Annotated in this window: 21 protein-coding genes and 2 pseudogenes; 6 read left to right on the top strand and 17 right to left on the bottom strand. The window is 56.5% G+C overall.

Annotation, left to right across the window (positions count from 1 at the left end):
- Positions 1-101: 101 nt before the first annotated feature.
- The 12 genes and pseudogenes from ACPUC8_RS06685 to ACPUC8_RS06630 form a co-directional block, all read right to left on the bottom strand.
- Positions 102-167 (bottom strand): annotated as a pseudogene (locus tag ACPUC8_RS06685) (type VI secretion system tube protein Hcp); the annotation flags it as partial.
- A gap of 3 nt (positions 168-170) precedes the next feature.
- On the bottom strand, positions 171-1,904 hold the full coding sequence (locus ACPUC8_RS06680; protein ID WP_494925848.1) for an OmpA family protein: 1,734 nt from the start codon (positions 1,902-1,904) through the stop codon (positions 171-173).
- Positions 1,901-2,581 (bottom strand): type VI secretion system protein TssL, short form, encoded by a 681-nt coding sequence (gene tssL / locus ACPUC8_RS06675; RefSeq protein ID WP_494925847.1) that lies wholly within the window; start codon positions 2,579-2,581, stop codon positions 1,901-1,903. Before tssL ends, ACPUC8_RS06680 begins: the two co-directional genes overlap by 4 nt.
- On the bottom strand, positions 2,578-3,918 hold the full coding sequence (gene tssK / locus ACPUC8_RS06670) for a type VI secretion system baseplate subunit TssK (protein WP_494925846.1): 1,341 nt from the start codon (positions 3,916-3,918) through the stop codon (positions 2,578-2,580). The genes tssL and tssK overlap by 4 nt, the downstream gene beginning before the upstream one ends.
- Positions 3,919-3,931: 13 nt before the next feature.
- A complete protein-coding gene (gene tssC / locus ACPUC8_RS06665) occupies positions 3,932-5,479 on the bottom strand; it encodes a type VI secretion system contractile sheath large subunit (protein WP_058972551.1) in 1,548 nt (515 codons plus the stop codon).
- Between the two features lie 32 nt (positions 5,480-5,511).
- Positions 5,512-6,009, bottom strand: coding sequence for a type VI secretion system contractile sheath small subunit (tssB, locus tag ACPUC8_RS06660; RefSeq protein ID WP_058972550.1), 498 nt, complete (start codon positions 6,007-6,009; stop codon positions 5,512-5,514).
- 364 nt (positions 6,010-6,373) lie between these two features.
- Positions 6,374-7,150, bottom strand: a complete 777-nt coding sequence (locus ACPUC8_RS06655) for an ABC transporter ATP-binding protein (RefSeq protein WP_494925845.1) — start codon at positions 7,148-7,150, stop codon at positions 6,374-6,376.
- Complete coding sequence (locus ACPUC8_RS06650; protein ID WP_039330279.1) at positions 7,147-7,833, bottom strand: ABC transporter permease; 687 nt, start codon at positions 7,831-7,833, stop codon at positions 7,147-7,149. The genes ACPUC8_RS06655 and ACPUC8_RS06650 overlap by 4 nt, the downstream gene beginning before the upstream one ends.
- Positions 7,834-7,842: 9 nt before the next feature.
- The gene (locus ACPUC8_RS06645; protein ID WP_283226088.1) at positions 7,843-8,562 is read right to left on the bottom strand and encodes an ABC transporter permease; all 720 of its coding nucleotides are present in this window, start codon (positions 8,560-8,562) and stop codon (positions 7,843-7,845) included.
- 12 nt (positions 8,563-8,574) lie between these two features.
- Positions 8,575-9,546, bottom strand: a pseudogene (locus ACPUC8_RS06640) (transporter substrate-binding domain-containing protein).
- Between the two features lie 22 nt (positions 9,547-9,568).
- Entirely contained in the window at positions 9,569-10,756 is a 1,188-nt protein-coding gene (locus tag ACPUC8_RS06635) for a M20 metallopeptidase family protein (protein WP_081998078.1), read from the bottom strand.
- A 264-nt stretch (positions 10,757-11,020) separates the two neighbouring features.
- On the bottom strand, positions 11,021-11,908 hold the full coding sequence (locus tag ACPUC8_RS06630) for a LysR substrate-binding domain-containing protein (RefSeq protein ID WP_494925844.1): 888 nt from the start codon (positions 11,906-11,908) through the stop codon (positions 11,021-11,023).
- A 106-nt stretch (positions 11,909-12,014) separates the two neighbouring features.
- On the opposite strand from ACPUC8_RS06630, the gene ACPUC8_RS06625 reads away from it, so the two are divergent.
- Positions 12,015-12,719, top strand: coding sequence for an SDR family oxidoreductase (locus tag ACPUC8_RS06625; RefSeq protein WP_494925843.1), 705 nt, complete (start codon positions 12,015-12,017; stop codon positions 12,717-12,719).
- 314 nt (positions 12,720-13,033) lie between these two features.
- On the opposite strand, the gene ACPUC8_RS06620 is transcribed toward ACPUC8_RS06625, so the two are convergent.
- Positions 13,034-13,966 carry an AraC family transcriptional regulator gene (locus ACPUC8_RS06620; protein WP_494925842.1) on the bottom strand — a complete coding sequence of 311 codons (933 nt, stop codon included), beginning with the start codon at positions 13,964-13,966 and terminating at the stop codon, positions 13,034-13,036.
- Between the two features lie 155 nt (positions 13,967-14,121).
- Here ACPUC8_RS06620 and ACPUC8_RS06615 point away from each other — a divergent pair, with 155 nt between their 5' ends.
- On the top strand, positions 14,122-14,853 hold the full coding sequence (locus tag ACPUC8_RS06615) for an SDR family oxidoreductase (protein WP_494925841.1): 732 nt from the start codon (positions 14,122-14,124) through the stop codon (positions 14,851-14,853).
- A gap of 21 nt (positions 14,854-14,874) precedes the next feature.
- Here the strand turns inward: ACPUC8_RS06615 and ACPUC8_RS06610 are convergent, their stop codons facing one another.
- Positions 14,875-15,720 (bottom strand): AraC family transcriptional regulator, encoded by an 846-nt coding sequence (locus tag ACPUC8_RS06610; RefSeq protein WP_494925840.1) that lies wholly within the window; start codon positions 15,718-15,720, stop codon positions 14,875-14,877.
- Positions 15,721-15,816: 96 nt separating this feature from the next.
- Here ACPUC8_RS06610 and ACPUC8_RS06605 point away from each other — a divergent pair, with 96 nt between their 5' ends.
- From ACPUC8_RS06605 to ACPUC8_RS06590, 4 genes are read left to right on the top strand one after another with little or no spacing between them, the layout of a single operon-like run.
- A complete protein-coding gene (locus tag ACPUC8_RS06605; RefSeq protein WP_494925839.1) occupies positions 15,817-17,943 on the top strand; it encodes a TonB-dependent siderophore receptor in 2,127 nt (708 codons plus the stop codon).
- On the top strand, positions 17,937-18,809 hold the full coding sequence (locus tag ACPUC8_RS06600; protein WP_494925838.1) for an ABC transporter substrate-binding protein: 873 nt from the start codon (positions 17,937-17,939) through the stop codon (positions 18,807-18,809). Before ACPUC8_RS06605 ends, ACPUC8_RS06600 begins: the two co-directional genes overlap by 7 nt.
- Entirely contained in the window at positions 18,806-20,785 is a 1,980-nt protein-coding gene (fhuB, locus tag ACPUC8_RS06595; protein WP_494925837.1) for a Fe(3+)-hydroxamate ABC transporter permease FhuB, read from the top strand. The genes ACPUC8_RS06600 and fhuB overlap by 4 nt, the downstream gene beginning before the upstream one ends.
- Before the next feature lie 8 nt (positions 20,786-20,793).
- Positions 20,794-22,377: a cyclic peptide export ABC transporter gene (locus tag ACPUC8_RS06590; RefSeq protein ID WP_494925836.1), complete on the top strand. Its 1,584-nt coding sequence runs from the start codon at positions 20,794-20,796 to the stop codon at positions 22,375-22,377.
- On the opposite strand, the gene ACPUC8_RS06585 is transcribed toward ACPUC8_RS06590, so the two are convergent.
- From ACPUC8_RS06585 to ACPUC8_RS06575, 3 genes are all read right to left on the bottom strand, one after another.
- Positions 22,367-23,062: a DJ-1/PfpI family protein gene (locus ACPUC8_RS06585; RefSeq protein ID WP_494925835.1), complete on the bottom strand. Its 696-nt coding sequence runs from the start codon at positions 23,060-23,062 to the stop codon at positions 22,367-22,369. The genes ACPUC8_RS06590 and ACPUC8_RS06585 overlap by 11 nt on opposite strands.
- A gap of 63 nt (positions 23,063-23,125) precedes the next feature.
- Positions 23,126-24,652, bottom strand: a complete 1,527-nt coding sequence (locus ACPUC8_RS06580) for a sodium:solute symporter family protein (protein ID WP_494925834.1) — start codon at positions 24,650-24,652, stop codon at positions 23,126-23,128.
- Positions 24,649-24,918, bottom strand: coding sequence for a hypothetical protein (locus ACPUC8_RS06575; RefSeq protein WP_039330260.1), 270 nt, complete (start codon positions 24,916-24,918; stop codon positions 24,649-24,651). The genes ACPUC8_RS06580 and ACPUC8_RS06575 overlap by 4 nt, the downstream gene beginning before the upstream one ends.
- Positions 24,919-25,115: the final 197 nt, after the last annotated feature.

Genomic DNA, 25,115 nt, shown 5'->3' with positions numbered 1-25,115 from the left:
AGCGGATAAAGATGGGACTGGGCGGACTGAGTCCGGTGGAGTACCGGACTCATAATCAAATTAAGCTGACTTAAAGAGTCCAGGTTAAGGGGTTCAGTTCAGTCTACCGAACCCTTGATGTCCGCGCCGCCGTCGTCTTTCAGCCACAGATATACTGGAATTGCCATGTGTTACTCCTTTTCTTCATGAGCACCGTCACCATCCCGTGATGACGGCAGGGTTGCATCCGGCACCTGACAGGCATCCGCCTGCGGTACCAGACTGATTTCTACGCGGCGGTTAGCCGCCCGGCCCTCAGCGGTGTCATTGCTCGCCATCGGGCGGCTCTGACCAAAGCCCTGCACCGCAAAGCAGCTTTCATCTACATCACCGGTGTCGCGCATCCAGTCACGTACCGCTTCCGCGCGACGCTGAGACAGCTGTTGGTTGCTCTGCGCGCTGCCGGTACTGTCGGTGTAGCCACTCACCACAATCAGCCAGCCCGGCTTCGCCTTGATGTCGACCAGCGAATTCACCAGCATTTTGGTAGAGCCTGGTTTCAGGCTGGATTTACCGGAGTCAAACAGCGACATCGCGCTCAGGCGAACCAGCGTCGGCTGTGCGGATGGTTTCAGCACCGGTTTTGCTTCAGGTTCAGGTGCCGGCACCCATGTGCCGATCGCGCGCAGCACTGGCAGATGCAGGTGACCGCCCTGATACAGCCCCAGGCCCAGCCGAAGCGGCTCTCCCTGACGCGCAAAGGTGTCGAGTTGGCTGGCATCTTCCCGCAGCACCGAGACCGCCGCCCGCTTTGGCACGTAATCGGTCATGGCGATGTGGTTGTAATGATGGATGTCAAACGCAACCCGGCGAATAAGGGACTGGTTGTTCCAGGCCACCGCGCACAGCGCAATAACAGCCGCTGCAACGAAGGCGTTCAGTGCCAGACGCATGGCCCGCGTGCGTGGCGTCAGCCCCCATCCCTGCGGCAACAACGGGAGGATAAATTCCGGGAGGGTGATATCCGCGGCTGAAGCGGCGTCGGCACGCCGGATAAGGGTGTGCTGTTGCAGCCACGCCTGCCACAGTGAAGCCGCTCCCACATCCGGCTCGCCCGGCTGCAGTTGCATCACCGTTCCGGCAGGCATGACGGCATCAACGTCAGAATGTGCGTCAGTCAGCACAGTCAGCACCTGCTGGCGCGTCCACGCATCCAGTGCGTTCAGCAGGATCTGCTGCTGCATCGTCACGCTGCCGCCCGACTGCAGCCACTCTTCAGTACCGCGCGGGGCGGTGTCATCAAGCCAGATTTGCGCCTCGTTTCCCGCCAGCTGAACCCACCACAGCGGCGTAGAGCAGAGCGTCATCTGACCCGCTACGGCGACGTTAATCAGCAGCGGCAGCGGCTGACGGGTTTCACGGCGCAGCAGCGCGATTTGCCAGCGCAGCGCGAACAGTTCATTTTCCAGCGCGGCGCTGTCCTGCTGTTGCTGCGGGCTGAGGTTCAGGCAGACGATCATCTGCCTGCCCCAGTCCGGGCGTAGTTGTAGCAACTCGCGAATACGGTGCTGCACATCGCTGCTGTCACTGACGCGAATAATGCAGCCGTGCGGCAGAATACTCAGCGGGTCCGCGTCCGGATGCGCGTCCGCGTCCGGATGCGCGTCCGCGTCCGGATGCGCGTCCGCGCCAGTGCACAACACTACCGGCTGACGATAAGCGGCCTCCGGCAGCGCGGGCCATAACGCCTGCTCAGCCTGAGTGCGACGGCGTGAAAATTTCACCATCGCGATACACATCAGCAGAGTTACCGCCAGCAGCAGCAACACGCCCATGCCGCGCGACACCGGCAGGAAAAACAGGCACAGCGTGGCCGCCAGTGACCAGACCCAGAGCGCCAGCAGGCGCGAGAGCACAAGGGTCATCCGTTCACTCCGGGTAGCAGCGTGGTGATGAGATGGTCGAGCCAGCGGTCAAGTCCCCACCACAACGCCGCCAGCAGTAGCGCCGTCAGACCAAGACGCGCAGGCCAGTTGCTGAACCAGCCAGCACGCAGGCCACTGTTGGCCATTGCCAGTAACGGCGCGTCGGCAGCGCGTGTGAACGGGGGCACTCGCTGAGTCAACGCCTTCACCAGCTGCTGCCTGGCCGGTGCTTCAGCAGCCGCATAGCCACCGAGGAAGCCCAGCATCATGACGCGGTGAAAGCAGGTCAGTACCAGGGCGTCAGCAGACGGTTGCGCGAGCACCTGCTGCATGCGGTCGCACAGCGTTTCACCCGCGTCGATAGTCTGCAGAAAGTGGCCCTGCAGCGGCATGTGATACCACTGAACGCAGGCATCATCCTGCACGCCGCGCCCTTTCACAGCCTCATCGAGCAGCGCGCACTGCGCCAGCAGGATGTCGTGGCGGCTTTCGCGGCTGACGCCTGCATCGCGTAATACCTGCTGTACCCGTTCAGCATCGCTGACACAGCGCTGCCACAGCGCCAGCCCTTCACCTTCAGCTAACTGCGGTCCGTGGCGCAGGCTGATGACCTGTAGCCAGGTATCCTGCAGCAAAGCATCGATATCAGGGGTTTCAGTCGGGGTTTTGTCACTCATGATCTCAGCACCGCGAAGAGTTCCAGTTCCGGGTCGCCCAGCGTGCCGGGGACGTAAAACATGCAGCTGCCGCTGTCGAGCATCGCCCGCGCCGACGGATGCGACAGATCCAGCGAGAAGTACTGGTTTTCCAGGCGCAGCGGTATGGCTGCGGGCACGTGACTGAGCGGCTTAAGCGGGATCCCCAGCTGCGAGCTGTTGACCAGCGCCATCACCTCATCCGGGCTGCCGACCTTGCACTGGCGTGGGAACTGCTCCTGCAACTGCGTTACCGGCAGCGGCGAGCGTACGGAGAGGTAGAAATCGGTCTCCTCGCGCAGGCGCGGGTCGTTGAGGCGCGCCTGCCACTGGCGCAACCGGCGGTCATGGGTCAGCTCCACCGCCACCATGCGCGACGGCAGGCTGGCTTCCAGCAACGTGCTGAGCAGGCTGAACAGCGGCGGAAAGACCTCGTTAAGGTTGTCATGACGATACGCCGGGATAGCGCTGACCTGATGCTCCAGTGAGAACGTCAGCAGGCTGCCCGCCAGGCGGGCAAGTTCAGGCCACAGCCGCTCCGGCGGGGTCTGCGGATGACGCAGAAAACCGGACAGTACCGGCTCGGCGCTGTTGAGCGCGTTCAGCAGCCAGAACAGCGAGACATCCGCAACGGCAAAATCAGCCATGCGCTGATTACTCTCACGGCGCATCGCCATCAGCCGCACCAGACGCGCACGCAGCTGGGTGACCAGCATCTCCAGCGCTGATACCAGCCAGGGGCTGGCCTGCATCGTCAACAGCGGCGGCAAAAAGCCGCTGTCCAGCGTCCAGCCGCCCTGTGCATCCTGATGCAAGCGGGCGACCGGACAGGTCAGCCAGTCGCTGTTGTCCTGATGGGCGTAACGCAGCGCGAGCGCCGGATGCAGCACCGCAATCTGGCGGGAATCATCGCCAAACAGGTTGCGGACGTCGCGCCAGCGCTGACGAAAGCGCACTGGCCGCTCGGCCAGTGCATCGTCAGTCAGGCTGTTACCGCCACTGGCATACAGCTGCGGCAGCGCCAGAACAACCGTGACTTCCTTGCGGTCCGCCTCCAGCGCCAGCGTCGGCGGCAGCGGATCGGCGTTTTGCGTGTCGACCAGCGTGCCGTCGGTGAAGCGCACGTGCAGATGACGCGGCTGAAGGCGGCCCAGCTTCAGCGCCTCCGGCTCAAACTCCGCCTGCAGTACGCCCCAGGGCTGGTTAAGCCCCATGCGCGCGATACATTCGCTCTGCCACGTCTGCCAGGCAGACTGCTGCTGAAAGTGCTGGGGGGAGATCAGCGTGCCCCGCCCCCACAGTGGTTGTTCTGATTTCATCCCTGTCTCCGCCTTACGCCTTGGCCTTCGGCATCTGCGATACCAGCGACAGGTTCACGTCCATGCCTTCCACCTGGAAGTGCGGCACTGCGAACAGGCGCACGCGGAAGAAGCCCGGGTTATCCTCGATATCTTCGACCACCACCTTCGCGTCGCGCAGCGGGTGCGAGGCCTGCAGCTCGTCGCCCGGATCGGTCATCTCGGTCACCAGACCGCGTACCCAGGTGTTCAGCTCCAGCTCCAGCAGGCGGCGATCCTTGGTGGTGCCGATGTTTTCGCGCTGAATAAGCTTCAGGTAATGGGCAATGCGTGACAGCAGGAAGATATACGGCAGACGCGCGTTGATGCGGCTGTTGGCCGTGGCATCAGCGGTGTCATACAGCGCCGGTTTCTGCGTGGAGTTCGCCGAGAAGAAGCAGGCGTAGTCGCGGTTTTTGTAGTACGACAGCGGGATAAAGCCGAGGTTGGCGAACTCAAACTCACGGGTTTCCGGGATCATCACTTCAGACGGGATTTTCACCTGGTTGCCGGTACCGAGGTCATACAGGTGGATGGGTAAGTCTTCTACCGCGCCGCCCGCCTGCGGGCCACGGATCTGCACGCACCAGCCGTTGCTGATAAAGCTTTTCACCATGTTGGCGGCGAAGGCAAACGCGGCGTTGGTCCACAGGTATTTATCGTGGTCCGGACCTTTGACTTCCTCAACGTAGTTGAAGCTGCGCACTGGCACGGTGTCCGGGCCGTACGGCAGACGACCCAGCACGCGTGGCATGGTCAGGCCGATGTAGCGTGAGTCGTCGGTTTCGCGGAAGGATTTCCATTTGATGTACTCGGCACGGTCAAAGTAGTTGCCGATATCTTTGATGGCCGCCACCTCTTCCATCGAATCCTTCAGGAAGAATGCCGGGCCCGCCGAGCCGATAAACGGCATGTGTGCCGACGCCGCCACTTTGGAGATATTGCGCAGCAGCGCCACGTCCTGCGCGGAGGCATCAAATTCATAAGCGGAAATCACTGCGCCAATCGGCTCGCCACCCGGCGTGTCGTATTCGGCTACGTAGGTCTGCAGGTAGAGGCCACTCTGGATGATTTCCGGTGCGTCTTCAAAGTCCTGGCGCAGGTCTTCTTTCGACACGTCGAGCACTTCCAGCTTCACGTTCTGGCGGAAATCGGTTTTATCCACCAGCGACTTCAGGCCGCGCCACACCGACTCCACTTTCTGGAATTCGTCGTGATGCATCACCGCATCCAGCTGGCGGCTGATCTGATAATCCAGCTCGGCGATATGGTGATCCAGCAGGGTTTTATCCAGCTTCTCCACCTTCGCACCGCTGATTTTCAGACGCGTCAGGAATACCTGCATCGCAGCGGTCACGCGCTCATCTGCGGAGGCATCCGACATCGCCTGGTTGTCCTGCCAGACGTTAAGCTCGCTCAGCGTCTTGACCGGGCTCAGGTTAATTTTTTCAAACAGGGAAGCGTACACGCCCTCTGCAGCCGGGCGCTCCAGCACGGTGGTCTCACCGGCAGTCTGGTTTTCATTCTGAACTGACATCAGCATGGTCTCTCGTATTAGTCCGTTAAAGGGGATGTTCAGCCGTTGTCGCTGGCGAGGGCAGAAAGTTCGCTACGCAGCTCATCGCTGAGCGCAGGATCTTTGAGGATGGCTTCCAGCTCTTTGCGGAAAGTCACGTTGTCGAGCAGGTTGGATTTGAGGTCGCGCAGCAGATTGCGCATCGCCAGCATCGCTTTGAGTTGGGGGATCTGGCGTGCGACCTGCTCCGGTTCGAAGTCTTTCATATTGCTGAAGGTCAGGTTAACCGCCTGCTCGCTGCCATCGCCTGCCAGGGTGTCCGGCACGGTGAGACGTACAGCGGGAGAGAAATCTGCCAGCACGCTGTCGAAGTTGTTTTTGTTAACGTTGACCTTCTCGCGCTCGGAAATCACGCGATCTTCCTGGCCGTTGCTGAAATCACCGGTGACCAGCAGCTTGAGAGGCAGCTCCATTTTGCGGGCTGCACCGCCGGTGTGTACGTCAAGTTTGATATTGACGCGCGCCTTGGGGATTTCATTTTGATAAGAATTACTCATATAAACTCCTGTAAGAAAAGCGCGGAAAGCACGCTTCAAGCACACTTTCCTTGTGTGATTCGGCGCGAATATAGCTCAGGGCGATTTGAGTTAGCAACAGGCAATGTTGATCTTTATGATCTGATTTATATAAGAAATTTCTGATGTGTGGTTTTAAGTCGTTGAAGTTAATCCGGGATTTTGATTAGGAACACTCCGAAAATAAATTTTTTTCGTTGATCATCCTTACGACTTCACCTTAAGAATAATCGCAAGAAATATCCTAAACCCTAATGTATTTACCAGAGAAACAGTACCCATTAAAAATCATTCGGCAGGCGATTTTCAGGCAGAAAAAAACCCGCAGGATGCGGGTTGGAAAGGGTCAGCTATTACGCTGTAAATGGCTACTGACAAAGGCTCGACAACGCTCCGACAGCGGATCATTAAACACCTGCTGTGGCGGCCCAGACTCCTCGATTTTCCCTTGATGAAGAAACACCGCTTTGTTGGACACGTCGCGCGCAAAACCCATTTCATGGGTGACGATAATCATCGTGCGCCCCTCTTCCGCCAGGCTGCGAATAACCCGCAGTACTTCTCCCACCAACTCCGGATCGAGCGCTGATGTAGGCTCGTCAAACAGAATGGCCTTGGGCTGCTGTGCCAACGCGCGCGCAATCGCCACGCGCTGTTGCTGCCCACCCGAAAGCTGCGAAGGCCACGCGTTGCGCTTTTCATACAGCCCGACACGCTGCAATAAAGCTTCGGCTTCTTCAATCGCTTCCTTGTTGCTGCGCTTCTGCACATGAACCGGCGCTTCGATGATGTTCTGCAATACCGTTTTATGCGGCCAGAGATTAAAACTCTGGAACACAAAGCCGAGTTGCATACGCATCAACTTGATGCGGCGTTGCTGCTCACGAGACAGTTTCTCATTGGGGTTATCGATGGTCACTACCTCATCCCCGACCGCGATTTCCCCGCCCTGCGGCACCTCCAGGAAAGGAATACAGCGCAGCAGCGTGCTTTTGCCGGAACCGCTGGCACCGATCAGCGATATCACATCGCCATCATGCGCGGTCAGGCTAATGTCATGTAGCACTTCATGCCCGCTATAACTTTTTCTGAGATGGCTCAGGGCGATAGTGGGTTTACTCATTGTCGTGCTCCAACATGATAAGGGGACAAACGGCGCTCAAGCAGCGCCACTGCTTTGCTTACCAGTACGGTCAGCAGCAGGTAAATGATCGCCGCGCTGATAAACACCTCAAGCGCGCGGAAAGTTTCCGAAACGATAGAATCCGCAATACCGGTCATCTCCATCAGACTGATGGTACTGACCAGAGAAGTGGATTTAATCATTGAGATAATTTCATTGCTGTATGCGGGTAGCGCCTGGCGCACGGCCAGCGGCAAAGTAATCCGGCGCAAAGTGGTGAAACGCGACATGCCGCACACCTTCGCCGCCTCCAGCGACTGGACGCTAACAGCATTCAGCCCGCCACGCAGAATCTCCGAGGTGTAAGCCGCATCGTTCAGCACCAGCGCAATCAAACCGCACCAGTAGGGGTCGCGTAGCAGCGGCCATAACACGCTTTCGCGCACAGCGGGTAAGCTACCAAGTCCGTAATAAATCATGAAGATCTGGATCAGCAGCGGTGTACCGCGAAACAGCCAGACGTAGAAGCGTGCGAACACACTGCCGAATCGATTCTGTCGCAACAGATTCAGCAATAATGCCAGTATTCCTCCGCCCAGCAGCGACAAAACGGCCAGATTCAGCGTGAGCGGCAAGCCACGCAGCAACGCGCTCAGCGTATGCTGTAAAAACGTGAAATCCATTGTGGCTCCTTACAACCGCGCGCGTTGTTGCCCGCGCATGGCCACTTTTTCCACATAGCGGAAAACAAAATCGGAACAGGTGGTGATGATCAGGTAGATCACCGCGCCAACGCTGTAAAAGAAGAACGGCATTTGTGTGGAGTTGGAGGCGGTGGAAATCTGGTTCATGGTTTCCACCAGGCCAGTCACTGAAACCAGCGCAGATTCTTTGATCACTGATTGCCACTGATTCCCCATACCGGGCAGTGCCGTCCGCAGCGCTTGCGGCACAATCATGCGGCGAAACAGCATCAGCCGTCCCATGCCGGTGACCGTTGCCGCTTCCAGCGTGCCTTTCGGGATAGCGTAAAACGCTCCGCGAAACACACCACTTTGATAGGCACCAGAAATTAAGCCGATCGCGATGGCGCCCGCGACAAAACCGTTCACATCGAACGGCCCCTGCAAGCCAAGCGATTCACCAACAAAGGAAACCACCTGACGTCCACCAAAATAAAACAGGTAGATCACCAGCAGCTCTGGCACGCCACGGAACAGCGTAATGTAGCCATTGGCGAGGCGCTGCTGCCAGCGCGCGCCACCAATCTGCATCCAACAGAGCAGGCTGCCGAGCACTGCGCCCAACAGCCATGCACACAATGAAACGGTGACGGTCACCGTGGCGGCGTTAAGCAACACGCCGCCCCAGCCTTCATCACCAAAACCTAACAGTTGCCAGTCAATAGTCATAAGCGCTTAGCATTACTCCGCAGGCGCGACGTTCTCGCCGAACCATTTTTCTGACAGCTGTTTCAACGTGCCGTCTTTAATCATTGAGATTAACGCGGTATCCAGTGCTGCTTTCAGCTCCGGATTGTTTTNGCATTACTCCGCAGGCGCGACGTTCTCGCCGAACCATTTTTCTGACAGCTGTTTCAACGTGCCGTCTTTAATCATTGAGATTAACGCGGTATCCAGTGCTGCTTTCAGCTCCGGATTGTTTTTCTGAATGGCAATAGCGGAGCCCTGCCCTAACACACCACCGGAGAAGCCATAGCCGGTGCTGTTCACGGTATCGGCGTGTTTTTTCACATAGGCATTCAGGTTGGTGCGTGAAGCCATCACCGCATCTACGCGTCCGTTAAGCAGATCGGCGAAGGTTTCCGGACCGGCCTGATAAGTACGAATGGTGGCCACATCGGCCAGGTATTTGTTGAGGAAGTCAGCCTGGATGGTTGCCACCTGAACGGCGATAGTTTTGCCTTTGAACTTGGCTTTCAGTGCATCAATGGCTTTGGTCATGCCTGCATCATCACCTGCCTGCACCACTTCACCGTTACCAGGCAATGTATCAACGGCGCTGCCTTTCAGGGTCACGAAACCAGAAACGCTCACGGTGTATTGATGGGTGAAATCCACCACTTCTTCACGCTTTGGCGTCACGGTGACTGCATCAATTACCGCGTCATATTTGCCATCGACCAGGCCTGGGATCATGCCCGACCATTTTTGCGCCACGATTTCATACTTGAAGCCCGCGCGTTTTGCCAGTTCAGCCACCATATCTGGCTCATAACCGACGATCTTGCCGCTTGGCGTAGATTGGTTAAACGGAGGATAAGCCGCCTCAGTGGCGAATTTCAGGGTGCCAAAATCTTTCGCCTGTACCAGTGCAGAAGCAGCCAACAGCAACATGCCTGCGGAAGCGGTGAAAAGCCCTTTACGCATCATCATAAAACCTCAGTGTTCATTATTTTTAGGAGAGTAAATCGATGGCTAAACGGGCTAATGCCTGAGTGCCTGCGTGAATACTGCGTTCGTCGGGTTGGTAATCCGAATTATGCAGATGGTCATCGCGCCCTGGGGCACCGGAGCCAATGTGTATCTGACAGCCCGGCGCACGTTCGGTAAACAGCGAGAAATCTTCCGCGCCGAAACTGGCGCTGGGTTTGCCGATAATCGGCTTACCAAACTGGTGCGACAAAATCGCTTCTAATGCATCAATCAGCGCATCATCATTCATTAACGGCGGTACACCGCGTTGATAATTGACGTCGATTCGCGTGTTGAGCGACAGCGCAACGCCGGCACAGATGCGTTTGAACGCCGTTTCGATATGCGCACGTGCCTCTGGCGATTTCGCCCGCACCGTGCCCTGAATGAGACAGCTGTCGGAAATGATGTTGTGTGTCGTGCCACCATGAATGTGGCCGATGGTTAACACTGCCGAGTTAGCCGGATCGAGTTCACGCGAAATGATGGTTTGCAGTTGGCTAACCAGATTAACCGCCGCAATGATTGGATCGGTGCCCATATGCGGACGTGCCGCATGGGTCGATTTACCGTGCACCACCACATCAAATTCATCACTGGATGCGGTACTGGCACCGCGCGTCAGGCCAATCTCGCCCGCCGCCAGTTCGGGTTTGTTATGTAGCGTGATCGCCAGATCAACCCCTTCCGCTGCCCCATCAGCGATCATCGCTTCGGCGCCGCTGTCGGGTGTCTCTTCGGCAGGCTGGAAAATCAGGCGTACGGTACCTTTTAACTGGGCACGGTAGTGCGGCAAGATCGCGGCTACGCCCAGCAGGGTGGCGGTGTGAATGTCGTGGCCGCAGGCATGCATTTTACCCGGATAGGTGCTGCTAAAGGGTAAACCTGTTTGTTCGTGAATGGGCAATGCATCCATATCGGCACGCAGCAGGATTGTTTTCCCAGGCTGGTCACCGACGATATCGACCATCACCCCCGTTCTGCCCACGCCGGTTTTTGGCTGCAGGCCAAGGCGCAGCAACTCACGTTCCACGAGGCTCGCAGTACGGATGGTGTCGAAACCGAGTTCAGGGTGTGCGTGAATATCACGGCGGATGGCGATGAGGTGCGCCTCTAAACTTTCACTTCTGGCGCTGATATCCCTGGCTAAAGCATCTTTAAGGTCGGTCATGTTTGCAGTGATCTTTTCAGGCGGGTGCCTGGCCTTTATGGCATTTTTATTAAGCTTGGCCTCGTATTTATTCACAGGCCCAATCAGATTGCAACGCGCAATACCATGGGTTACTTGCTGAATTTTCGTGATATTTCCTAATACACTGCCTGAGCAGGATAAAACACTGCCACTGCATTAGCAGTCAGTTATAACATTCATGATCCAGCCAGGATCATCAGTTTTACTGATTTTGATATTGAACAAAAATCGCAGCATTCCTCCTCATTTAACTTGCGCCATTAACCACTCGCGCACCGCTAAAACCGTGGCTTGTTCCTTGGGGCGACGTGGAGAAACCAGATACCAACCGGCATCCACTGTCATTTGCTGGTTAAATGCCGACACTAAGCGCCCGCTGGCGAGATCGTTTTGCACGAACTCTGGGCTGGTCAGCGCAATACCTTGCCCATTGATGGCCGCCTCCAGTGCCAGCGCTGTTTGGTTAAAGCGCAGATGATGTTGATGTTGCATAGTGCCATCCGGGAAAACGAAAGACAGAAACGCAGGCCAGAGATGGTGCCCGTCATGCAGCAAGGCATAGCGCAGGCAATGATCACGCACCAGCGGATCGCCCGATTCCGCTAGCAAAGCTGGGCTGACAACCGCCATAACATTTTGACTAAACAACAGTGTGGCATCCAGCCCCGCGCCGAAGGGTGGGCGGCCGTATCGCACCGCTAAATCTACCCCCTCGTGATGAAACTGCACCAATCGTTCTGACGCCAGCACGCGCAGGTCGATATCCGGCCAGGCTGCAGTAAATGCCGGTAAACGAGGCAGCATCCAGCGGCTGGCAAAAGTGGGCGTGACACTCAAGGTCAGGTGATTGGGTTCGGGCCGCAGAGCGCGGGTTGCCTCATCAATTAACTCGAAAGCCTGGCGTACACTCACGGCGTAACCTGCACCCGCGCCGGTTAACGCCAGCGTGCGGGGCAAGCGATCAAAAAGCTTCAAGCCCAGACTGCTTTCCAGCCCACGGATCTGTTGTGCCACCGCTCCCTGCGTCACGCCGAGTTCTTCCGCCGCCAGGCGAAAGTTAAGATGCCGTGTCACCGCTTCAAAAACCTTCAGCGCGTTGAGCGGTGGCAGCGTAGTAAATCCTTGGTTCATCCTGTAGTTTTCCTATCGTCAATTGCGAACCAGACTGACTCTCTCATGATGCCAACAACCACTATACTGCGGGATATCAGTCATAAGTCATTAAGGAATTAAAATCATGACAGTAGAAAAAGTAGCAGTCATCATTGCAGGCGGCAGCGGAATGGGTGCGGCAGCGGCAGAAAAACTGGCGAGTGAAGGATTTAAGGTCGCCATTCTCTCCTCCTCGGGTAAGGGAGAAGCGCTGGCAGATCGTTTAGGTGGCTTGGGCATCACCGGTTCAAACCAGTCGGTTGACGATCTGACAAAGCTGGTTGAGACAACCATGGCGCGTTGGGGTCGTATTGATGTACTGGTGAACAGTGCAGGTCACGGCCCGCGCGCCCCGATTTTGGAACTCAGCGACGATGACTGGCAGCACGGCATGGAAACCTATTTCCTGAATGTGGTGCGCACTGCACGTCTTGTGACCCCCCTGATGCAAAAACAGGGTGGCGGCAGCATCATCAACATCTCTTCAGCATGGACGTTCGAACCTACCGATATGTTCCCCACTTCAGCGGTATTCCGCGCGGGCTTGGCCTCATTCACCAAGATCTTCGCTGACACCTACGCGGTGGACAACATCCGTATGAACAATGTGCTACCGGGTTGGATCGATAGCCTGCCGAAAACCGATGAGCGTCGTGATAGCGTGCCATTACAACGCTACGGGACATCTGAAGAGGTGGCCGCCACCATCGCCTTCCTGGCGTCACCGGGCGCGGCTTACATCACCGCGCAAAACATTCGCGTTGATGGCGGGGTAACGCGCAGCGTGTAATGCGTCGTCAATACTGCACAATCTTCTGAGCAGCATAACCATAACGTCCTCACAGTCGGAAAACCAAGACTGGTCTCGTCGATAGGTGTTTAAAAAACAGTCAGAATAGTCTCATTCGCAGCGGCTACCCGTTAACTGCAGCCACTGGCTATTTCTTTAAACTTTCTGACTTGAGGTCGTTATGCAAATGATTTTACGTACGCGCCTGAATGCGCTTTTCAACCCTGAACGTCACCAAATCTGGCAATGGATGCTAAGCGGCTGTGCGCTGTTCTGGATCTTAGTAGTCGTTGCCGTGATGGGTCTTCGTTGATTCAGTGTGGTTGCAGCCGTGCGGAAAGTTGTTCCGGCGGCAGCAGCTCAAACGCTTTTTTCATCACCCGCGCTTCTTCCGCCGGACTGCGACCAAACATGCGTTTAAATTCCCGATTAAACTGAGAGTCACTTTCATAGCCCACTCGTGCCGCCGCACCCGCCGCGGTCAGGTTATCCCGGATCATCATCAATCGAGCCTGATGCAAGCGCAGTGACTTGAGATACTGAATCGGCGATGTCTGGGTGACAGTTTTAAAATGCAGATGGAAACGCGCTACGCTCATCCCTGCTTCGTTCGCCAGGTGCGGCACATCCAAAGGCTGTTTCCAGTCAGCATGAATACGCAGTAACGCCCGCGCAATACGACCAAAGTGCCCCTGATATGTCAGTGCAGCACGCACCGCCCCACCCTGCTCACCCATTAATACCCGAAAGCAAATCTCCTCAACGCGTGCCGGCCCCAACACTTTCGCCTCAAGCGGATCACTCAGCGCTTGCAACAAGCGTAAGGTGCTTTCCGCCAGAGCATCATTGACAGGGGTTGAGACAATCCCGGCTGGAGGTTCAGTCACCGCCTTTTCAACATCGGCCAGTTGTGCCACCAAACGTGCCACCATGGTCGCATCCAGACGAATGGCAATACCGAGCAAAGGCTCTTCCGAGGTCGCTTCGGTCTCGGCAGAGAAAGGCAGCGGCACCGACAGCACCAGATAATGCTGCGCGTCGTAGCGATACATCTTATCGGCAAGAAAGGCCCGCTTTGAACCCTGACAAATAATGATGATGCTGGGCTCATACAATACTGGCGTTCGTGACCATTGTTGGTCGGCGCGCATAAAACGCACGCTCTCCAGCAACGACTCGGTATAGCCTTCCTGACGCGCCAACTGACGCAGCAGATGGCAAGTTTGCTGTTGCACGCTGTTCGACATAAGGGGTTTCCTGAGAGGTTCAGGCAAAGCATAGCCTTGAAGTTTTCATTAGCACAATCGCGACGAGAGAATCAGGCAAAGATGCACCACTTTCCGGTCTATTGCGCCAACACGTTTTTTTCAACAATGCCTCCTCACCCAAAGGAGAAGCCACCATGACCCCTAATGCAAAAGTGATTATTCTGACCGGTGCCAGCAGCGGTATCGGCGAAGGGATTGCCCGTTACCTGGCACAGCAAGGCCACACCTTGGTACTTGGCGCCCGACGTACCGAACGTCTCGCGACGCTGTGTGATGAATTGCGTAGCCAAGGCGCACTCGTCGATTATCTTGCCACGGACGTCACCCAACGCAGTGATACGCAAAAGCTGGCGAATTTTGCACTGGAAAAATATGGCCGCATCGATGTGATGATCAATAACGCGGGCGTGATGCCGCTTTCGCCGATGAGTTCCATGAAAGTCGAGGAGTGGGATGCGATGCTGGACGTCAATATTCGTGGCGTGCTGTACGGGATAGCGGCGGTGTTGCCAACGATGCAGACCCAACACGCTGGGCACATTATCAACATCGCCTCAGTAGGGGCGCTGACGGTGTCACCGACCGCCGCCGTCTATTGCGCGACAAAGTTTGCCGTGCGCGCCATCTCAGATGGTTTACGCCAGGAATCACGTGAACTGCGTGTCACGGTGATCAACCCCGGCGTAGTGGAGTCTGAACTCGCTGATAGCATCAGCGATAGCGTGGCGCGCGAAGCAATGAAAAGCTATCGTCAGATAGCACTCAAGCCCGAAGCGATTGCTAAAGCCGTCGGCTGGGCCATCGATCAGCCTGGCGAAGTTGATGTCAACGAAATCACCGTGCGCCCTACTGCCAGCGGGCATTGAGGCTAAATAAGCGTGGCGATTTCAGGCTGAAATTCGTAAAAAACGCTGCGGCGTTTCGCCCATTAACCGACGAAACATGGAGATAAAAGCGCTGGGGCTCTGATAACCGAGTTGATTGGCAGTACGCAACACGGTTTGCCCCTGCGCCAGTTGCACCAGCGCTTCTGAGAGTCGCAGTTGCTGACGCCACTGGGTAAAGGTAATGCCGGTTTGCTCGCGGAACAGTCGCGCCAGCGTGCGTGAACTGGCACCTACCCGCTGCCCCCACTCCTCCAGTGTATCGCTGCTGGCCGGGGTTGCCAGTAACTGCTGGCATATATTGAGCAAGCGACGGTCACTCGGCAGCGGTAAATTGCACACTGGCCCATCAGCAGCGCGATGGATCTCATCCAGCAACAAAGGTGAAATCAACGTGACCCGATCCAACTCGGGCTGCGGCTGCAACTCAATTTCCACTAGCGCTTGAATCAACGCCTGCAGCAACGGCGAGATCAACATACTGCGCGCCTGTGGCCAGAAAGCGCGGGCCAGCTTGGGATCGAGATATAAACTGGTGCTGCGGATATCGCTCAGCGCCGTCAAGGCATGCGGTAACGTCCCCGGCAGCCAGAGTGCACGACCCGGCGTTAAGGTCCAGGAAGCCGTTTGCGTTTGTACCCGCATCACTCCTTGCGTGCAAAGCACCAACTGCGCCACTTCATGCGCGTGCCAGCGTTCCTCACGACCCGCGTGATAATGCATCTCGCGCGTGGCGAGTAAAGGCTGTGGTGGCGTCATCTCCGCCGCAAGTGGTTTCTGCAACACCCTTTCACCCAATCCCGTTAATTTGCCGTTTGATGTCTGCTCTGCGTGATTCGTGGTAAACACCGCGTGAATCCGCCAGCAGGACGCTATCAAATAAAATAGTAATGATTATCATTTGTATCACTAATTGGGGCCATTGGAACATATCGGGGAAAATAAATGCCGGGTCATCGCACCTTTAAGCGCAAGCCATTAAGCGCGTTGCTGCTGATAGTGATCAGCAGCGCGCCGGGCTGGGCCGCTGATAATAATAATTCAAACAATACACTGACCGTGACGGCCAACAGTGTCGATAGTGACAGTGGCGATGCCGACAGCTGGAATCAGGTGGCTAAGAAAGCTGATTCTGTCACGAAAAGTACGCGGCCGATTATCGAAACGCCACAAAGTATCGCCGTCATTACGCAGGCACAAATGGCCTCACAAGCGGCGTTGAATGTTCCGCAGGCCTTGCGCTATAACGCCGGGATTGGTGCGGAAGGCGGTGGTGCGGATTACCGTTTTGACGATATCTACATCCGTGGTTTTTCCGCTGACGAGTATCTGGATGGCTTGCGCTTACCTACCGTCACCTACTGGTCACGTCCGAATTACGACACTTTCCTGTTGGATCGCGTTGAAGTGGTCAAAGGCCCAAGCTCGGTGACATTCGGACAAGCCAGTCCTGGCGGCGTGATTAACCTGATGAGCAAACGCCCGACGGCGGAGCCGATTCATCAGATATTCGTCAGTACCGGTAGCCACAATCTGTTTGAAACCGGCCTCGATCTCTCGGGCGCATTGGAGAACGATGAACACTGGCTGGGCCGCATCACCGGCACCTGGTCACGCAATGATACTCAGGTCGATTACACCAAATATAAGCACTATGACATCGCCCCTGCGCTGACATGGCAACCCAATGACGACACGCGCCTGACATTACTCGGTCAGTTCCGCAAAGATCCCTATACCGGTTTCTATAACCAGATGCCGCTGGAAGGTAGCCTGATCAAACTGGCTCAAGGCAATTACTCAGACAGTTTCTATGGGGGTCAACCGGGCTTCGATTATTACCGTCGCGAACAGGCCAGCATCGGCTATGACTTTATGCACAAATTTGATGACGTCTGGAGTGTGCATCAGAACCTGCGTTATCTGCACACCAGCAGCGACTATCAGATGGTGTATCCAACGGCCACGATAACCGATGGTTCGGCCACGGTGAGCCGCGACAGCATGCGGGTGATCGAATCGTTCAACGCCTTTGATGTCGATACTAATCTGCAAGGCAATGCGGATACCGGTGCGGTCAATCATGCGCTGACGCTGGGCTTCGATTTTGTACATGACGATCTGCGCCAAAACAGCGGTTATGGTAGCGCATCGGACATCAGTTACCTCAATCCAGACTACAGCACGCCGGTTGAGTCACCGTCGATCGATTATCACAGTCGCTCGTTTATGACCCAGCAAGGTATCTACCTGCAAGACAGCATGAAGTGGAACAACTGGGTGCTGAATCTGGGTGGACGTTATGACAAAGCGCAAACCCGCAGCCAGAACTGGGTCAGCGGTGCGCGCACCGAGTTAAATGATTACGCCACCACTGGCCGTGCCGGGTTGTTGTATCACTTTGATAACGGCATCGCGCCTTATATCAGTTACGGCACCTCGTTCCAGCCGCAGGCGGGCACCTCATTTGGCGGCGATCCGTTTAAGCCGACCAAAGGTAAGCAGTCCGAGGTGGGCGTGAAGTATCAACCCAACGGCTTTAATGCGTTGTTTAGCGCCGCACTGTATGACCTGCGTCAGACCAACGTCTTAACCGCCGACCCTGATCACGCCAACTACTCGGTGCAAACTGGCGAAATTCGCTCCCAGGGACTGGAGTTGGATGCCAAAGCGAATATTACGTCACGCTGGTTGGTTAATGCGTCTTATGCGCTGACCAATCCGAAAGTGCTTTCGGCCAACGACGATACCCAAGGCAAACAGCCGGTGGCCATCGCGCGTCAGACGGCAACACTGTGGACCGAATATGCCTTACCGGGCGTGCTGGACGGCGTGACCATCGGCGGTGGCGGACGCTATGTCGGCACCAGCTATGCCACCACGGACAACAGCCTGAAAGTACCGGCCGCGATGATCTACGATGCGATGATGCGCTACCGCTGGCAAGACTGGCAGTTGGGGCTCAACTTGCAAAACCTGACCGACAAACAGTACATCAGCAACTGTAACGATCTCGGCTGCCACTTTGGCCTGCGGCGTCAGCTGATCGCGACGGTCAGTTATCAGTGGTAATACGTCGTCGAACACTGATTAAGGGGGCGCTGGCAGGCGCTGCCCTTTTTTCATTTCCGGCATGGGCACAGCCTGCGCCGCGCTGGGTGATCCTCGACTGGGGGTTAACCGAAATGGCGCTTCTGTTAGGCATCACACCGGTGGGTGTGGCAGCACCGGATTGGTATCGCCGTCTGTTCAGCCAGCCTGCTTTACCCTCTCAAGTTGTTGATGTGGGTTTGCTGTTTCAACCGAATTACGAAACGCTGTTTGAACTGCGCCCAACTCAATTGCTGGTCACGCCCGCACACCGCATGGCGGAGGCACAGCTTTCCCGCATTGCACCACTATCCTATTTTGCTACCAGCGGCCCGAGCCCGTGGCAATTGGCACAGCAGAACTTACAAAAGCTGGCACAGCTTGCAGATAGTCGTATTCAGGCCGACAACGTGATGGCCAACCTGCAACAGCGCCTGGGGGTGGCGCGCCAACAAGCCGCGCGCTTCAAAAACCAGCCCATCTACTTGCTGCATCCGCTGGATACTTTGCACGTGCTGGCCCTTGGCGCGGGCAGTCTGTTTGTGGATGTGTTGGCACTCCTGGACCTGCAGCACAACATGCCGTTTGCCGTTGGCGCACAAGGTTACGCAACCCTGGAATTAGAAACACTGACTCAGCTCGCGCCCGGTTGGTTAGTGCTGCTCCCCTCCTGGCCCGAGATCGATATGACGCCCGTTTTACAATCACCGTTGTGGCATACGCTGACGCGCCCTGAAGGCCATCGCTTACTGCTGTTGCCGGACGGACTCTCAACCGAGGGTGGCGTGCTAACCGCTGTGCGCTTTGCGGAATCCCTGGTTAAAGCATTGCAGGAGGCAAATCCTTGAGTCGCCATCCCGCTTCACTCACTCTGCTGCTGTTCACGATGGCACTCATATTGTGCCTTGAGCAACTAGGGCATCAATTGCCGTGGCACAGTGCCTGGCAAGCACTGCGCGATACGACACGCCCGACTCTGGCGCAACAGGTGTTTACCCTGATGTGGTTGCCGCGTCAGGGGATGGCAATCCTGTGTGGCCTGGCACTGGGCTTCACCGGCGTGGTGATGCAGCAGGCGTTGCGTAATCCACTGGCGGAACCCATGACGCTGGGCATCGCATCTGGTGCAACCTTAGCACTCTCTTTGGTGACGCTGATGGCACCTGCCTGGCTGCTGATTGGCCGGGAATGGATTGCCCTGAGCGGCGCTTTCGTCGCCTTTGCCTTGGTGATTTTACTCAGTCTTCGCCAGGGGTTTACTCCACTGGCGTTAACCCTGGCCGGTATGCTGGTGAACCTGTACTGCGGTGCCGCCAATCTGCTGTTATCGATCATTTACGACCGTTCACTCTCAGCCGTGTTTATCTGGGGCGGTGGATCGCTGACGCAAGAGAATGCGCACGCACTCTGGTGGCTGTTGCCACGCTTGCTGATAGCTGCGCTTCCGGTGTTATTGATTTTGCGCCCCTTGCGTCTGCTGGCACTGGATGAGCGAGTCACGCGCGCGATCGGCCTGCCCGCAGGATGGGTCCGTGCTATTGCGATAGCTTCAGCTCTGCTGATTAGCAGCCTGGTGATCAGCGTGGTGGGAGTAATTGGCTTTATAGCGCTGGCGGCACCGCATCTGGCCGCGTTAGCAGGCGCAAAACAGCTGCGGCAGAAACTTATCTGGTCGCCGCTGTTAGCTGCCGGATTGCTGTGGCTGACCGACCAAGGCGTCAGTCGGCTTAATGGCATCGATGGCCTGCTGCTTCCCACCGGCATGATGACTGCCCTGGCTGGTGCGCCGCTGCTACTGTGGTTTTTGCCGCGCCTGCGCCATATTTTTCAGCCCGATATTAACGAGCCTCAGACCTCGCCTTTTCCCGCTCGCCGTTTTGCGTTGCTTCCGGTAGTCATGCTTTTCCTGATTATGCTGGCCGTTGCACTTGGATTTGCGCATGGGGTGAATGGCTGGCACTGGAATTCACTCAACGAAATGCGCGTGATGTTGCCGTTTCGGCTGCCGCGCCTGCTGGCGGCGATTGCGGCGGGTGTGTTGCTGGCAGCCGCGGGGGTGATTTTGCAGCGTATCAGCCGCAATCCTATGGCAAGCCCTGAACTGCTGGGGATTGGTGCCGGTGCATCGCTGGGCATCACGGTGCAGTTGTTGCTGTGGCCAATGGCGGGGATGTCAGGAATGTTAGTCAGCAGCGCCGTCGGTGCCCTGCTGACGTTGGGGCTGACGCTGTGGCAAGCGCGTCACTATGCCCTCAACCCTCAACGTATGTTGCTAAGTGGATTGGCGATCACTGCGCTGTTCCAGTCGGTTGCCGCAATTGTGATCAGCAATAACGGTATGGCGGCCGCGATGCTGCGCCAACTGATGACCGGATCCACCTATTACGTCAGCACACCGATTGCCGCCATCGCGTTTTCCCTGGCACTGGTGCTACTGGCAATCACGCCGCTGCTGCGCCGCGCCTTAGTGCTGCTGCCGCTGCATCAAATCCCGTCGTCCCTAGGTCTCAACATCACCCAATCCCGGCTGTTGCTGATGTTGCTGGCGGCAACCATGACTGGCGTTGCCACCTTGATTGTCGGACCGCTGTCATTTATTGGCCTGCTCGGCCCTCAGCTGGCTCGCCAGCTTGGCGCGCGCAGGCCGATGGGACAATTGATGCTCGCCTCGCTGATCGCGGCAATGCTGATGATGCTGGCCGACTGGGCAGGCAGCAATTTGCTCTATCCGCGTCAGATTCCGGCAGGACTGATGGCAACACTAATGGGTGGTCCATGGCTGGCGCTATTGCTGTGGCGACCGCTGAATAGCTCAAACTCATAGGAGATGAGGTGGCGATTTATTTGATGTTACTGCGCACCACCGGTGTGTTGTTCTTTGTCGCGCTGGCGTGCAGCGTGATTGGCGGGTTAAGTAATGCGGCACTGTTGGCGGTGATTAATCAGGGTTTAGGCGCCAGTGATGCGCAGCGCTGGCACTTAGCGTGGCAGTTCGCGCTGCTGGCCCTCCTGATGCTTGGCACGCGTACGCTGAGCCAGTCACTGTTTATGGCAATGGGTCAGCGCTGCAAAGCCGAGTTGCGCCGCAAGCTGGTACAACAGGTGGCGGATGCCGGATACGCCCAGCTGGAACGGCACGGCATGCCGCGCGCGCTCAGCATCCTGACGCAAGATCTCGATCAGGTGGTGGTGTTTTTTATCGCCTTACCCAGCTTTGTCATGTCGCTGGCGGTGATTCTGGGCTGCATGGGTTATCTCGGCTATCTCTCGCTGACGGTGATGGTGATTGCGCTAGTGACCGTGCTGGTCGGCTCACTCGGCTATCACTGGGTTCACGGCCGCGCGTTGTTATTGATGCGCCAGTCACGCCAGCGCGAAGAGACGCTCACAGGCGAAGTCAGTGCGTTGTTTAGCGGGGCGAAAGAGCTTCGCCTGCACGCACCGCGCAAGCAGGCATTCCTGCACAACAAACTGTTTCACACCATTGAACAGGTGCGGGTCGAGCGCACGCGTGGCTATGTGCTGTATGCCCTCGCTAACATTTGGGCCAGCGTATTTTTCTTTGCATTTATCGGCGTGGTGATGTTTTTACTGGCGGACAGGCTTAATCTGCAAGGTGCCGTAATGTCAGGCTTCGCCATGGTGTTTCTCTATATGATAGTGCCGATTGAAAATGCGCTCTCCGCCCTGCCCGGCCTGACCATGACGCAGGTGGCACTCAAGCGTATCAACGCCATGCAACAGCAACTGCCACCCGAGCACACCCACTTTGACACACCACCGCTCAGCTTCCAGCGCCTGGAACTGCGTGCTGTCACCTATCACCACGATGCGTTTCAGCTTGGACCGATTACGCTGCAGTTTCAGCCCGGTGAGTTGGTGTTTCTTACAGGAGGCAACGGCAGCGGAAAAACCACGCTCGCCAGGTTGCTGACGGGCTTGTATCCGGCTGATAGCGGCCAACTGCTGCTGGACGGCAAAGAGATAGATGCAACCAACCGGGCGGGTTATCGCCAGCTGTTCTCTGCGGTATTCAATGATTTTCACTTATTTGAAGATTTGCAGGGTATTAATAGCGCACGCTGGAATGATGACGCTCAGGCACTGCTGGCGGCGTTGCAATTAACGCAAAAGGTGACGCTCGAGGAGGGGAAATTCTCGACGTTGGCACTCTCCACCGGGCAGCGTAAGCGCCTCGCGCTGCTGGTGGCCTGGCTGGAGGACCGTCCATTCTATCTGTTTGATGAATGGGCCGCCGACCAGGACCCTGCCTTTCGCGAGGTGTTTTACCACCAGTTGCTTCCCGCGCTAACCGCTCGGGGTAAAGCAGTGGTGGTCATCACCCATGACGATCGCTATTTCCACCTTGCGGATCGCTGTTTAAAACTGGAATGGGGTCAGTTGGTTAACGCTTAAGTCTGGCGGCCGCCGCTTCTGTTGCCACACGGCGGCGGGTAATAAAATCCTGCATCTGCGTTTGCGCCTGTGAAAGACGTTCGGGTGACGCGCTGCGTGGCGACCCGGCGTGGAATGGTGGTGCCGGATCATACTCCATCTGCAGCTGAATATTTTCTGCCACCTCGCGACCAAACAACTCTTCCGCCACGGTCAACGCAAAATCGATACCTGAGGTCACACCCGCTCCGGTGATGCGGTTACGATCTCGCACCACACGTTCCGCAACCGGCGTCGCCCCCAACAGACTGAGTTGGTCAAGCGAGCCCCAATGGGAAGTGGCGCGATATCCTTGCAACAATCCCGCGGCACCCAACACCAGTGAGCCAGTGCACACCGACGTCACCCATTGTGCGTGTTGCGCTGTGCGCCGCACAAAATCCAGCGTCTCCTCGTCATCCATCAGCGCAATTTGCCCTGGACCACCGGGAATGCAGATCAAATCAAGTGGCGGACAGTCGGCAAAGGTGGTGGTCGGCACGATAGCCAGGCCGCGATCGGACATCACCGGTTGGCGATTTTTCCAGATAAGGTAGTTATTCACACCGGGCATGCGGGCAAAAACTTCCCACGGGCCAGTCAGATCGAGTTGTGTCAGATTGGGGAACAACAGCAGACCAATGTTCAAAGGCGAGGAAGCGGCCATGATAGGCTCCAGAGGGGAATCGGAGCGTTATCATGGCCTTGTTGCTAAAACGATTGCAATACGTTAGTTCAGTATCGGTTTTGCTAACGGCTGTTTTACGCCATCGGCCAAGGCAAACAGCGCCTCCACACGGGCTTTCTCTTTGTCATCGACAGGGATCAGCACACCGCACAGCACAAACACCGCGACGTTACCGGCCAGTCCAACAATCCCGCTGGTGAGAGAACCGAGCGCCGGGATGTCATCTGGGAAGAATACCGTCAGCACAATGGCGATAATGATGCCGGTCATCATGCCCATCAACGCGCCTTGCTTGTTACCAAAGCGGCTAAAGATGCCAAAGAACAGCGGGACCGCCAGTTGGATAATGCCCTGGTATGAAATCTGTGCCAGCAACTGCAAACGTGAATAGTTAAAGGTGAAGTACGCCAGCAGTGCCGCAGCCACGATAAACACCACCATGCCCGATTTTGCCAGCACCGTCAGTTGGCGATCGCTACGCGGTTGATTCCAGGTGGCAAGGTCGTTGGCAAACTGGGTGCCACAGACCTGCACACAACCGTCCACGTGGCCGATACTCGCCGCCAACACGATGACCAGCGCCAATGCCAGCAGCCAAGGGCCACCTTGATCAAACAGCGCAGTAAAGAAGCCGTTTTGTGGATTGGCCTGAACATTAGGGTCCTGGCTCACTGCCGTGGCAAACAGCATCAGGATGGCGTAAAAACCGCCCACCAGCAGAATGGTCAGCAAGGTGCCTTTCTTCACTGCGCGAATACCACTGGCGGTATAGATGCGCTGGAAGCTCATTGGCCAGCACATCGAACCAATCACACCGGTAAAGATCAGGCTGAACATATACCACGGACCATAATGCGATCCTTCAGCGCCGGGGATCTGCAACATCGCTGGCGGCAGTGAGGCCAGTTGCCCAAAGCCATGGTCACCGCCAAACAGCAGCGCGACACAGACTAATGCACCCAAGCCATAAGCGATGATGCCCTGATACATATCGGTCATGATCAGACCGCGCATCCCCATGCTCACCGTCCAGTATTGACGGACCAGGATCAGCAGCACGCCGGCGATCAAACAGGTGGTGACGCCCCAGCGGCCAAAGCTGGCGAACTCCACCAGCAGTGCCAGGGCCTGAATACCCATCACCACCCACGGGAACACGCAGATGATGCCGATAATCGAGGCCACGCGTTTTACCGCCGGGCTGTTGAAGCGCATACCGAGCAAATCGGGTTGTGTGGTGAGATTGAAATGCTGCCCCCACTTCCATGCACGTCGAGCCATCAGGTACATCGCGGTGACACCCAGCGTGGAGTAAACCGCACCGTAAAAACCAATGACGCCGCTGACGGAGAGTGAAAAGAATGCGGTGAAGGTCGCGCCCGGCCACCACGAATTGGTGTAGCTCATGGCGATGTACCACGGGCCATAGGATCGACCGCCCACTGCATAATCAGAAAACGAGGTGCTTTTACGGTTAGTGGCGTACAACACCGCGATCATGATCGCCAGAAACAGGCCAATCATGCCAAAGGTTATTAAATAATGGGGTTCTGCTGCGCTAATGTTCATGCTACTTCCTCATCATCCGGAATCTCGCCAAAGGCGCATTCCGCCAGGTACATCACCCACAATCCCACACCGAGAAATACCGCTATTGCGAGCCAGTAAATAATCGGCAGTGGGATCCCCAGAAATAACGCACTGTTACCGCTCACGCTTAAATAGAGTGGCGGGCACAGTGCCAGCAGTAATAATGCTGCCAGGTATAAGGCAAATATTTTATTTTTAATACTAATGCGGGCGCGCAATTGCTGCGCCATGACCATCGAACTCATAACAACCTCCGAATATTACAATGACGATGAGCGCACTCCTTTACCTGCTGAAAAACAGCATTTCCCCGTTGGTGCTATTTAAAATTCTTTTAAAACAATCCTACGCCCTGAATCATTCGCGGCACAGCAAAGCGACAAGGGAGCCCATCCCCATGAAGTCAGTGACTGGGGTGGACATCCGCAGCCAACGCCGCTGT

It is taken from the genome of Pantoea sp. CFCC18177, assembly GCF_059412425.1.
The sequence above is the reverse complement of the archived record's forward strand: the minus strand, read 5'-3'. Positions and strand labels throughout refer to the sequence as shown.

Excerpts from the sequence above, each read along its gene's own strand:
- ACPUC8_RS06575 (WP_039330260.1), bottom strand. The coding sequence starts at position 24,918 with ATGAGTTCGATGGTCATGGCGCAGCAATTGCGCGCCCGCATTAGTATT.
- ACPUC8_RS06680 (WP_494925848.1), bottom strand. The coding sequence starts at position 1,904 with ATGACCCTTGTGCTCTCGCGCCTGCTGGCGCTCTGGGTCTGGTCACTG.
- tssC (WP_058972551.1), bottom strand. The coding sequence starts at position 5,479 with ATGCTGATGTCAGTTCAGAATGAAAACCAGACTGCCGGTGAGACCACC.
- ACPUC8_RS06645 (WP_283226088.1), bottom strand. The coding sequence starts at position 8,562 with ATGACTATTGACTGGCAACTGTTAGGTTTTGGTGATGAAGGCTGGGGC.
- tssK (WP_494925846.1), bottom strand. The coding sequence starts at position 3,918 with ATGAAATCAGAACAACCACTGTGGGGGCGGGGCACGCTGATCTCCCCC.
- ACPUC8_RS06580 (WP_494925834.1), bottom strand. The coding sequence starts at position 24,652 with ATGAACATTAGCGCAGCAGAACCCCATTATTTAATAACCTTTGGCATG.
- tssB (WP_058972550.1), bottom strand. The coding sequence starts at position 6,009 with ATGAGTAATTCTTATCAAAATGAAATCCCCAAGGCGCGCGTCAATATC.
- ACPUC8_RS06620 (WP_494925842.1), bottom strand. The coding sequence starts at position 13,966 with ATGTCGAACAGCGTGCAACAGCAAACTTGCCATCTGCTGCGTCAGTTG.
- ACPUC8_RS06605 (WP_494925839.1), top strand. The coding sequence starts at position 15,817 with ATGCCGGGTCATCGCACCTTTAAGCGCAAGCCATTAAGCGCGTTGCTG.
- ACPUC8_RS06625 (WP_494925843.1), top strand. The coding sequence starts at position 12,015 with ATGACAGTAGAAAAAGTAGCAGTCATCATTGCAGGCGGCAGCGGAATG.
- ACPUC8_RS06615 (WP_494925841.1), top strand. The coding sequence starts at position 14,122 with ATGACCCCTAATGCAAAAGTGATTATTCTGACCGGTGCCAGCAGCGGT.
- ACPUC8_RS06655 (WP_494925845.1), bottom strand. The coding sequence starts at position 7,150 with ATGAGTAAACCCACTATCGCCCTGAGCCATCTCAGAAAAAGTTATAGC.
- ACPUC8_RS06630 (WP_494925844.1), bottom strand. The coding sequence starts at position 11,908 with ATGAACCAAGGATTTACTACGCTGCCACCGCTCAACGCGCTGAAGGTT.
- ACPUC8_RS06635 (WP_081998078.1), bottom strand. The coding sequence starts at position 10,756 with ATGACCGACCTTAAAGATGCTTTAGCCAGGGATATCAGCGCCAGAAGT.
- ACPUC8_RS06585 (WP_494925835.1), bottom strand. The coding sequence starts at position 23,062 with ATGGCCGCTTCCTCGCCTTTGAACATTGGTCTGCTGTTGTTCCCCAAT.
- tssL (WP_494925847.1), bottom strand. The coding sequence starts at position 2,581 with ATGAGTGACAAAACCCCGACTGAAACCCCTGATATCGATGCTTTGCTG.
- ACPUC8_RS06650 (WP_039330279.1), bottom strand. The coding sequence starts at position 7,833 with ATGGATTTCACGTTTTTACAGCATACGCTGAGCGCGTTGCTGCGTGGC.